The organism is Streptomyces sp. NPDC059003 (genome assembly GCF_042740445.1).
Taxonomy (GTDB): domain Bacteria; phylum Actinomycetota; class Actinomycetes; order Streptomycetales; family Streptomycetaceae; genus Streptomyces.
In genome coordinates, this window is record NZ_JBHYJH010000245.1 from 1 (window position 1) to 10,340 (window position 10,340).

At 67.5% G+C, this 10,340-nt stretch carries 9 protein-coding genes and 2 pseudogenes; 8 read left to right on the forward strand and 3 right to left on the reverse strand.

Annotated features, from left to right (window positions below; genetic code table 11):
• Positions 1–378: hypothetical protein (locus tag ACFWZ5_RS41945; protein WP_384892383.1), on the reverse strand; the 378-nt coding region annotated here is incomplete at its 3' end.
• A 345-nt stretch (positions 379–723) separates the two neighbouring features.
• On the opposite strand from ACFWZ5_RS41945, the gene ACFWZ5_RS41950 reads away from it, so the two are divergent.
• From ACFWZ5_RS41950 to ACFWZ5_RS41960, 3 genes are all read left to right on the forward strand, one after another.
• Positions 724–930 carry a hypothetical protein gene (locus ACFWZ5_RS41950; RefSeq protein ID WP_384892386.1) on the forward strand — a complete coding sequence of 69 codons (207 nt, stop codon included), beginning with the start codon at positions 724–726 and terminating at the stop codon, positions 928–930.
• 126 nt (positions 931–1,056) lie between these two features.
• Positions 1,057–1,590 carry a hypothetical protein gene (locus tag ACFWZ5_RS41955; RefSeq protein WP_384892389.1) on the forward strand — a complete coding sequence of 178 codons (534 nt, stop codon included), beginning with the start codon at positions 1,057–1,059 and terminating at the stop codon, positions 1,588–1,590.
• A 144-nt stretch (positions 1,591–1,734) separates the two neighbouring features.
• Positions 1,735–2,037 carry a hypothetical protein gene (locus ACFWZ5_RS41960; RefSeq protein WP_384892392.1) on the forward strand — a complete coding sequence of 101 codons (303 nt, stop codon included), beginning with the start codon at positions 1,735–1,737 and terminating at the stop codon, positions 2,035–2,037.
• Positions 2,038–2,926: 889 nt separating this feature from the next.
• Here the strand turns inward: ACFWZ5_RS41960 and ACFWZ5_RS41965 are convergent.
• Positions 2,927–3,781: a recombinase family protein gene (locus ACFWZ5_RS41965; protein WP_384892395.1), complete on the reverse strand. Its 855-nt coding sequence runs from the start codon at positions 3,779–3,781 to the stop codon at positions 2,927–2,929.
• Positions 3,782–4,486: 705 nt separating this feature from the next.
• Between ACFWZ5_RS41965 and uppS the strand changes: the two genes are divergently transcribed.
• The 3 genes and pseudogenes from uppS to ACFWZ5_RS41980 all read left to right on the forward strand — a co-directional run.
• Positions 4,487–5,185, forward strand: coding sequence for a polyprenyl diphosphate synthase (gene uppS, locus ACFWZ5_RS41970; RefSeq protein ID WP_384892406.1), 699 nt, complete (start codon positions 4,487–4,489; stop codon positions 5,183–5,185).
• Between the two features lie 18 nt (positions 5,186–5,203).
• A complete protein-coding gene (locus ACFWZ5_RS41975) occupies positions 5,204–6,265 on the forward strand; it encodes a terpene synthase family protein (RefSeq protein WP_384892397.1) in 1,062 nt (353 codons plus the stop codon).
• A gap of 384 nt (positions 6,266–6,649) precedes the next feature.
• Positions 6,650–6,769 (forward strand): annotated as a pseudogene (locus ACFWZ5_RS41980) (transposase family protein); the annotation flags it as partial.
• A gap of 185 nt (positions 6,770–6,954) precedes the next feature.
• Here the strand turns inward: ACFWZ5_RS41980 and ACFWZ5_RS41985 are convergent.
• Positions 6,955–8,018: pseudogene (locus ACFWZ5_RS41985) on the reverse strand (transposase); the annotation flags it as partial.
• Between the two features lie 65 nt (positions 8,019–8,083).
• On the opposite strand from ACFWZ5_RS41985, the gene ACFWZ5_RS41990 reads away from it, so the two are divergent.
• Positions 8,084–9,370, forward strand: coding sequence for a tyrosine-type recombinase/integrase (locus ACFWZ5_RS41990; RefSeq protein WP_384892400.1), 1,287 nt, complete (start codon positions 8,084–8,086; stop codon positions 9,368–9,370).
• Between the two features lie 469 nt (positions 9,371–9,839).
• Positions 9,840–10,280, forward strand: a complete 441-nt coding sequence (locus ACFWZ5_RS41995; RefSeq protein ID WP_384892403.1) for a hypothetical protein — start codon at positions 9,840–9,842, stop codon at positions 10,278–10,280.
• The last annotated feature ends 60 nt before the right edge of the window (positions 10,281–10,340 follow it).

Sequence of the window (10,340 nt, forward strand, 5' to 3'; positions counted from 1 at the left end):
GTCTTCTTCGTCGCCCCAGCCATGGGCGACCCGGCGGGCGGTCTTCGACAGGGACTCCGACACCAGCATCGACCATCTGCGGGCCCACCGGTCTGCATCCCGCCAGTCGGCGGGCAATGTGACGCCTCGCTCCCCAGCGGCCTTCAGGCAGACCGCCACGAACGTCATGACGCGGGGACGGTCGGCGACAGACACGTCGCCGTTCTTGAGCATGCGGTGAGTGGTGGTGCGAGCAAGCACTTGCATACCCGCCGAACCGACGGGATTGGGCCGCCTTCCCTCGCGGAGCTGCCGCTCCGACAACTGCTCGATGCGCTCGTACGAGAGGCCGATCAGGCGCTTCATTGCGCAGAGGTCATCCATGAACGACATCAGCATTCTCGTGCGCTGCATATCCCCCATTGGCCATGTCCCCATCCCAGCCCTGCACCTGTTCTGCATTACCTCTTCCCCGGACAGGCATCGGGCTACGCGATGAGGGCGTTCCGAAACATCCCAACGTGGCGGCTCTGACCGCCAAGATTCTGGGGCCGTGACCGCGGAAGTGCGGGGCGCGGAGCGCCTTCCCGACAACTGCCCCGCGCAGCGGCATCCCTGGGCCGCCGGGGCCATCCTGATACGTCCCGGCGAGAGCACCGGGCATCCGGGCCATCCGGAGCTGTCCCAAACCGCGTGCGGACGGTGGGACAGCGGCAGGTTGAGGGCAAGGAGTCGGGCACAGACTTGGAGGACAAGATCGTGGACACGTGGAATCTGCTGCTGATCATCGCGGCTGCGGTTTGTACAACCGTCCGTCTCGCAGCCCTGACCTGTGGGTTCCTACGGGTTCTGCGGGGCTCCCAGCCGACGGACCGGGTCGAGCTGTTCGCTTGTTTCACCGCTGCCATCAGTGGCGTGCGTTCACTGCGCCGCCGATCAGGATCGTCTTGAACACACCGTACCCGTGTGGGACGTTGGAGCCACTGAGCGGCCGCGGTGAAGAGGTGGATCGTGTCGAGTGCTATGGAACCGCTGGCAAGCATTCACCTCAGAGGCTGCTCGTGCATCTCCCGGGAGATGCACGAGTCCGCCGAACAGATCGCGGACACCGTGCGTGGCCCCTCTGGCCGGCCGGATTTCGTACTGGCCATCGACGGTTCGTCCGGGGCTGGGAAAACGACATTGGCCGCGTGCATCGCAGTCCGGACCGGGGCTGGCGTATTTCACATGGACGACGTCTATCCAGGTTGGACGGGTCTGGAGCAGGGTGCCCAATACCTCGTCGACTGGATACTGCGCCCACTCGCGGAGTCCCGCCCGGCGATCTGGCGCAGATACGACTGGTACACGGGGGAATTCGCCGAGACCCACACCATCAGTCCCGGCGGACCGCTGATCGTAGAGGGCGTCGGTTCGTACAGCCTGCAGTCGGCGCCGTACCTCCACTCTATAGTCTGGGTGGAGGCAAACACGCCGCAGCGCCGCGCACGCGTGGAATCCAGGGATGGCCTCTCCGCGATCCAGACGTGGTCACTGTGGGCGGCACAGGAGCAGACGTTCCACCGCAAGCACAGGACACGGGAGGCGGCGGACTTCCTGATCCAAAACTGATCCGCTTTCCTCCGGCCGCCCGACCGTTGATCCATGTGCATCGTTGCTGGAGTACATCGGTGCAGCCATTAGCGCTAAGCCGTTGATCATGGTCGTCCGGGGGTGGGCCCGTCACTCCGTCGACCGACGCTCGTTGGGGCAAGCATGAGGACTGTCCCGCTGGCCTGGCTGTACGAGATCGGCACAGAGGTGGTGGTCACCGCCCCGTGCCCTGCGCGCGGCGCGTCCGGGGTCGTCATCGGATATGGCCCGGACTTCGGTTTCGAGACCGACTACGCGGTGGAGATGGACTGCGGGGAGTGCCCGCGACCGTGTGTGGGCCGTTGGAACCACGGTTCCCTGACCCGGTGGGACGGTGGAGGCGAAGGCCCCGACGACCGGCTGCCCCCGCCGGTCGTCCCTGGGGCCACCATCCCTCTCGTCGTAAAAATCGGACTGGCGGCGTAGTGCTTGGGGACCCTCGGTACAGCGGCTGGCGCCGAGGGGCAGTGACCACCTTCCGCGCCCGTTCGTTTACCACGCCATGAATGAAAAGATGCCCGGCAGCCGCCTCGCCAGCTATGCCGCAGACCCGCCCGACGATCCGCAGGCAGACGCCGAAGCAGCTGAGGCAGCCCGGCGCCTGGTGCTCGGGCAGGCAGTCGCACGTGCGGAGCGGTGCCTGGCCACTGCCGAGGAGCAGGCGGCCACGGAACATCCCGACCGGCCGGATCTGCAGAATTCCTTCAGGATCGGCATGCTCCACCAGGAGCTGCGCCAACTCATCGCAGACATCAAGCCCTTCGCCGCCGACCAGGCTGAGGTCAACAGGTTGCTGAACCCAGAGACCCCGCAGTCAACCGTCTCCGGGCGAGTAGCAGCGGTACAACCGTTAGCGCTGAGATCGATCAAGCGGGATGTGACCGCGCTCGCGGAAACGGCCCCGGCCCGCGCGACGGGGTGGAGCACGAGGGGCCAGGGCCATTGGGTGCAACAATGCTGCCCGGCGGATGACACGGGCGATGTGATCCTGCAGGGGCGGGGTGTGCTGCATAGCCTGGTGGGATCGGTGCCCTCCGGTACGGGCTCTGGCCGCCCCCGAGCCGGGCCGGAGCCCTATCAGTGCTGTGGTTCGAAGTGCTCGAGCAGGCGTACGCGCTGGGCACTGCCGATCCCGCGCACCCGCCCGCGTGTTCTTCAACGAGCCGGAGGAGCACTCCGTCCAGCGATCCGTACGTGCCGAGCCATTCGGTGAACTTGCGCTCGGCGACGGCGGGACTGGTCCACCAACCGCTGGATGACGGCCCGTCCCTCTTGAACTGCAAGGTCACGCGGTACGTGACGGCCTGCTCGATGTTCACGCTGTGGTGTCCTGCTCGGCTTCGGCGAACGCCCGGTACAGCGAGGCGACGGAGGGGTGCTTGTCCTTGTTCTTGCCGGTCTTGATGGTGAGCTTCTTCGCGATCTCGGGGACGGGCACGCCCTTGTCGCGCAAGGCGAGGGCGAAGGTGAGGGAGTCGTCGTCGATGACCTTCGGGCGGCCGCCGTGGTTGCCCTTCTTCGCAGCGGCGACCTGGCCCTCCAGGGTCTTCTCGCGGATGTAGTTGCGCTCGATCTGCCCGGCGACGGCGAGCACGGCGAAGAACTTGGCGCCCATGCCGTTGGGGTCGTAGATCCCGGTGAGCGGTCCGGTCAGAAGTTCGAGCTGGATGCCGGCGGCCTGCAGCTCGCTGGAGAGCGTCATCAGCTCGGCCGCGTTCCGCGCGAGCCTTTTCAGCTCGTGCACTGTGAAGTTGACCGCCGTGTCCGGGGCCGCCTCCTTGAACTGCCGGGCCAGCTTGAGCGCCTCCTCCAGCTCCGGCCGCACCTTGATCCGGGTGCTGATCTGCTCGGAGAACACCTTGTGGCACTCCGCAGCGGCGAGCGCTTCCAGCTGGCTCGCCAACTCCTGCCGGGCCGTCGACGTCCGGGCGTAGCCGATGCGGATGGGCTTGCCGCCGCGCTGAGCGGGCACGGCGACGGGCGCGGGGCCTTGCTTCCATGGCTGTCCGGGGCCGCGGCCAGCGGAGACGGGCACCTCGAGTTCCTCGCGCAGGGCGGCAATGAGGACGAAGCGCGGCGTGTGGTACTTCGAAGCGGTCTTGCCGCCGCGGGTCCGGCATGGACTCCCGGCGGGCACTTCGCACTTGGGGCAGTCGTTGCGTTCTGCCATCTGCGGCTTGATCGGGTGTCAGATCCACGCGCTCAGTGTTGCAGAAGGTGTCTCGCAGAACACTCGAGTTCTGAGAGGCTTCTGCGAATGGCGACCTGCGGAAACTTGATCGTTTGGGTCGCTGTCGCAGAACTCGCAGAGATGCACATTTGTGAGAATCACGGTATGCGACGTTCGTCACGCACCGTGAACCACTGCTTTGGGGCGGAGGCCTGGGTGAACACAGCGGCGACGTCGGGTTCAGCCTTCCAAGGCACAAGCAGCCGTAAGACCGCTGCGCATACTTGTACGTCCCACTCAGGCCACGGCTCCAGCTATCCTTCACAAACGCCGACTCCAGATCCCAGTCGCGGTCCCACTCATGCGCCCAGGTCCATGGGGCGTCGTACACGGCGCACTGCATCACGGCCTCACTGAGGAGGAGCTACACCCGACCCGTTTCACTTTTGTGAGTGAACCTAGTCGTGCGGTGATCGGCTGCCGGCGTGTGTCAGCGAGCAGTTCCAGCTCTCGGCCAGGACGGTGGCGTGCATCTGCGCGCCCTGAATGCGCGCCTGCTGTGTGCCTGGGAGTCGTGCAGAGTTGTGGGTAAGCAGCAGCCGAAGAGGTCTTCTACGCCGTGAACCGATGCTGGGACAGGGGCACCTGATGCGCGGGCCGTCCGATGAGCTACCTCGGGAACAAGAACCGGCGCCCTTGTCGCTGGTGGGTGCCGGACGCGCTGTCGCGCCCGAACATGTGGCGGTCATCCTCGATGGCAACCGGCGCTGGGCGCAGGAGCACGGGCGGCCTGTCGTCGAGGGGTACCGGCGGGGCGCGCAACGGGTGGGTGACCTGCTGGGATGGTGTGAGGAACGGGGTGTCGGCCATGTGACGGTGTGGGTGTTGTCGTTGGACAACCTCCGCCGGAGTCGCGAGGACGTGACCGCCCTCCTCGAAGTGATCACTACGGGGCTTCGGGAGCTTGCCGATCTGGGGCAGTGGCGGATTCGGCCCATCGGTGCTCTGGATGTTCTTCCCAGCCGCTGGCGGGATCTGCTGGCGGGGATTGAGGCCGATACTTCTGGCTTTGAGGGGCTGGTGGTGAACGTGGCGATCGCGTACGACGGGCGGCAGGAGATTGTGGATGCGGTGCGGGCCCTGGTATCGCGGGTTGCCGACGGTGCGGCGGGAGAGTCGGCCGACGAGCAGGGGCTGGCCCGATATATGTACACGGCAGGCCAGCCTGACCTTGATCTGGTCATCCGCACGTCGGGTGAACAGCGGCTTTCGGGCTTCATGACCTGGCAGGCAGCGTACGCCGAGTACTACTTCGCGTCGGTGTGCTGGCCGGACTTCAGTCGCGCGGACTTCGACCGCGCATTGCTCTCGTACGCCCGGCGGCAACGCCGTCGTGGCCTGTGACCATCGGAGGTGATGTGGATGTCCGCGCAGATCGGCCCTGATGTCTTTGACCAGCCGTTCGTGGTATCGGAGCTGTTGGGTGATCTGAAACCGCAGTTCCATCCCGACACCGCGGGCATTGAGCACGAAGTCGATGGATGGACGCGCCCTCATCTGGAAGGGCTGGGGTTCAGCGAGGAGCGCAGCGCCCTGTTCCTCGCCCGGCGCCAGCCTTGGTGGCTCATCCTCATCTACCCGCACGGTGTTCCGGACCGCCTGGTCGCCATGGGCAAGGTCATTCAGTTCATGTGCGCCTACGACGATCTGGCGGATGACATGGATGCAGCCCAGGTGTCGGACCGGGCCGTGAGTTTGGCGAAGATGCTCGCCCTCGTCACGTCCCGCGCACCGCTTCCGGCGTCCGACGCCCTCACCGGCATGCTGGCCCAAGCGGCGCGGGACGCAACCGCGGACATGAGCCCGGAGCAGATCGCCCGGTTCGCGGACGCGATCAAGAAGTACGTCGAATCCGAGCTCCAGGTCGTCGGCGTTGCCGACGCGGGCGGCGGTTTCCGCTTCCAGGAGTACCGGCAGTTCCGCCGCGTCAATGTCGGCACTCCGGTCTATGTGCGCGTGGCGGACTTCCTGCTCGGCCTGTCCCTGCCGGAAGAATTCTTCGCGGATCCCGACGTGGCCGAGGCACTGGCGCTGGTGTCCGAGCACACTGCCTTCGTCAACGACCTGGTGTCGTTCGGCAAGGAGATCGCTGCCGGCCGGTGGCAGACCAACGCACTGGCGGTATGGCACGTGGGCGAGGGACTCGGCCTGCAGGCGTCCGTCGACCGGCTGGCGGCGCATCTGCGAGACATTCAACGCGAACTGGCAGCATGCGTGGACCGGATCCATACGGGCCAGTGGGCCGACACCGCCGACCTGGACCGGTTTCTCACCGAACTCGGTCTCATGGTCGCCGGAGACGTCCTCTTCGAGTTCGCCACCTCCCGCTACCGCGGAGATGGCTACGTCTGGGACGGGGTCACCTCCGGCATCGCCACCTACCGCACCAGCCACTTCGACATCCGGGCCGCCGCGTCGCACTGAACCAGACAGAGCAGTTCCCCGTTGACACCCAACTCAGTCGGGCCAGGTCAGCGTGTCGCACCCGACTAACTTTAGTGTCAAAGGACGCTTCCTCGGCATCGGTCGTAGCCGCTGGGGGCACAGGTGTCCCGTCTCCAGCCCGCCCGGCGTGGCCTCGATGCCTCCTTTGTCGGCGTACAAGTGGAACGTGGCCCTGGCTAGGTTTCCGTGAAGAAGGTCCGTGCCACCGTGCGCCGGTGACTCTCTGTCACGGGTAGCGGCAGTGTCGGCGCGTGTGATGGCCTCGTACGAACGTGGGCTCCACATCTGGATGCGGAGCGGGTGGAGCGGGTGTGGACGCTGGGTGGCGTGGTCCGTATCGCCGCCCGTACCCACGAGTTGACGGTGACGTGTCCGGACTGCGGTCGCGGCTCGGCGCGGGTGCACAGCCGCTATGCCCGCACGCTGGCCGACGTCGCCGCCGGTGGCCGCCCGGTGCTGGTCAGCCTGACGGTGCGGTGGTTGTTCTGCGACGCCCGGAGCTGCGGGCGGCGGACGTTTGCCGAACAGGTCGAGGGGCTGACGGTGCGCTATCAGCGCCGCAGCCCACTGCTGCAGCAACTCGTGGAGATGGACGGGGTGTTACTAGCCGACCGCGGGCTGGCCTCACACGTCCCCGGGTTCTGGGCCGCGGCCCAGAACCACCTCGGTCACTCGTCGTCGCCGCCGTCGTCGTCCTCGTCGAGCTCGGGCGCATCCGGGTCGCGCAGCGGGCGCAGGGCTCCGGCCGCCGGAGTGGAGGCGGAAAGGTTGTACCGCCCCAGGACGTTCAGGTTCTTGTGCTTGAGCGGGGAGAGGCGGGCGATGTCCTCGTCCTTGAGCTCATAGCCCTCCGCGCGGAGCTGGGCGACAGCGGCGTCGATGTAGCGGGTCGTCCAGAGCGTGACGGCATTGAGAACGAGACCCAGACTGCCCAACTGATCTTCCATTCCGTCCCGGTACGCCTGGTGGATGGTGCCCTTCTTGCCGTGGCAAATGGTGCGGGTCGCCGTGTGGCGGGACTCGTGGACGCTGAGCTGCTTGCCCATCTGACGCCGGTAGGTGTCATCGACCGGGTCCACGACCCGCAGCAGATGCTCGGTCTTGCCGATGCGCCCGTACTCGGCGAAGGCCTGCCCGAGTGGAGTGGGACGCCCGTTGCGGGCGAACATGCGCAGCAGGTCGTAGGCCCTCACCTGGTTGGTGATCAGCGAACCGGCGACCTTCAGCATCTCCTCCCACTCCAGGGTGATCTTGTTGAGGTTGACCTTGTTGGGGGCCAGCGGCTCCAGCACCCCGTAGTCGCCCCGCTCCACGCCGTCCATCTCCGCCCGCCAGAACCGCTGGTCGTCCAGGTCCTTGAACCGCGGGCTGAAGTTGTAGCCCAGGATCTTGAACAGGCCGAACACCATGTCGGAGTACGAGGCGTTGTCGGTGGCGACCATCTCCGGCTTCCCCCGCCGTCGAGGTTCAGCAGGGTGTCCAGGATGAACAGGGAGTCGCGCGGCGTGCCCGGGACGACCATCTGCTCGATCCCCGCCACCTGGTCATTTTACTGGCGCAGACACGTGATGCCCCTCTTGAACCCGAAGTACCTGGGTGAGGGAGCGGCGTTGATGGTGCGCACCGGCACCACGAAGCGCAGCCCGTAGACGGAGGCGAGCAGCCCCTGGCCCCAGAACTGCACGATGGGCACGGCGGCCTGAGCCTCGATCAGGGCCGCGTTCGCCGTGGCGACATGTTGACTGAACTAGAAGCGGTGTTTTCGCAGGTCAGAGGCTTGTCTGCTAGCTTCCGGGCATGACGGACACGGAGGATCCCGGCAGGGATCTGAGGGGGCTCGTGCTGCCCGAAGTCGGAGGCTTGGTCGAGACCGGTGATGCGTGGGAGCCGTACCGGCTGCTCGACGCCGGCGGCCAAGTCGTGCGGGCGGTGGAGGTCTACTTCGCCGACCTTCAGGCGTCTGGGAACCCCGCTTCGACGCTGCGGTCGTACGGGATGGACCTGCTGCGGTGGTGGCGGTTCCTGGGGGCTCTGGGGATCGCCTGGGACCGCGCGAGCCGGGAGGAGGGACGGGACTTCGCCCGGTGGATGCAGCTGGCCGACAAGCCGGTGCGGGTGCACTGGCGCCACCGGCAGGCGGGCCGGGAACCCGAGCGGCTGCCCGCACCGCGGCCGGCGCCGGGCACACCGAACCCGGTGACCGGCAAGCCGACACCCGGGCGGAAGTACGCGGCCAGCACCCGCGCGCACAGCGAGACAGTCCTGCGCGGCTTCTACGACTTCCACCTCGACCGCGGCACGGACACCGTGCTGGTCAACCCGTTCCCCTTGGACCGCTCACGCCTGGGCAGCAGGGCTCACGAGCACCACAACCCCATGGACGGCTTCGCACCCACCCGCACCGGCCGCTACCGTCCCAAGGTCCCCAAGCGGATCCCGAAGCGGATCCCGGACGACAGGTTCAACGAGATCTTCGCCGGCCTGCGCTCGAACCGTGACCGGGCCCTGCTGGCGTCCTGGGTTTCCACCGGCGCCCGGGCGGACGAACTGCTCGACTCGGTGGAGCGTGACGCCCTGCCGGGACAACAGCTAATCTCGGTGACGCGCAAGGGCACCGGCGATGTCCAGCTGTTGCTGGCCTCCACCGACTCGTTCGTCTGGCTACGGATCTACCAGCACGAGATCTGGGCCAAGGGGGCACCGCACGGCCGCGACGAGCCGCTGTGGTGGACGCTGCGGCGCCCCTGGCGCCCGCTGAACTACCCGGCCGCCCGACAGATGTTCAACCGGGCCAACCACCTGCTGGGCTCCAACTGGACCCTCCATGACCTGCGGCACACAGCTGCCTTCCGGATGGCCGAGGACCCCGAGATGCCGCTGACCCACGTGCAGTGGGTCCTCGCTCACGCCCGGTTGACCACCACCCAGATCTACACCACCCCCAGCGCCGACGAGGTGATCGAGAGCGCGCTTGCCCATCACGCCCGCCAAGCACGGCGCCGCGAGGAACCCCAGCCCGCTCCGCTCGCCCCCGGCTACAACCCGGACTCGCTGAACACCCTCTTCGGAGGCCCGCCCGCATGACCCCGTCCACCACCGCGCCGGCTGTTCCACGCCCGGCACCGCCCACCAGCCTCCTCACGGGCAACGCGGCTGATGCGCTGCGCGAGAAGTTCCCGCCGCGCCCGGTCCCCGACGACTGGCCAGCCACCTCCGCCGGGCCGGAGGAGGTCCTGGACCGGCTGGCCCGGCCGCCGCTGCGGCCCGCGTCCCAGAGCGCCCTCGCCGCACGGCTCCGCGGGGCCCGCCGCCTGCTGGAGTGGCTCCGGGAGTTCCCAGGCAACAGCTGGCAGTCCCGCTGGAGAGCCAGCCTCGGCCCCGCGGACCCGCAGACCTGGTGCGACGAGGTGATCCGATGGGCCGACGCCCGCGGCCTGCGACCCGTCCGCGAGCCTGAGCTGAAGGCCGGGATGCTAGCCCTGATCTGCGCGGACGTGATCCGCATGCACCCGGCCTGGCTCACGGTCGCCGCTCCCGGCACTTCATGCTCTCGATGTCCGCCAGCCGCGACCCGGACGGCTTTGCCCGGCTCGAAGCCGCCGTCCCGTCCGACCAGTGGACCTCCCGCTCGGGCGGCACCGCCCGGGTGGTCATCTGCGCAGTCCTGGCCACCAGGGGCGGCACCGTCCAGGACTGCACCGTCGGCGACCTCATGGAGATCCGATCGGCCGCCAGCAAGCACTGGAACCACGCCACGATGCTGGCCTACGCCTGGCTGCGAGCGGCCGGCCAGTTCCCGCCCGACGCCCCGGCCTCGCTCAGCCGCCTGGAGACCTTCACCGGACAGGTCAGCATCGGCGACCTGGTCGACCGCTATCAGCTGCGCTGCCGCCCGATCCGGGACGTCATCGTCGACTACCTGACCGAGCGCCAGCCCTCGATGGACTACAACTCGCTCCAGGGGCTGTCTCGGGTACTCGCGTCCAACTTCTAGTACTGCAACGGTCTTTGTCGTGACGGTTGGGCAGGTCGGTCGTTGGTCAGCTCATGGGTG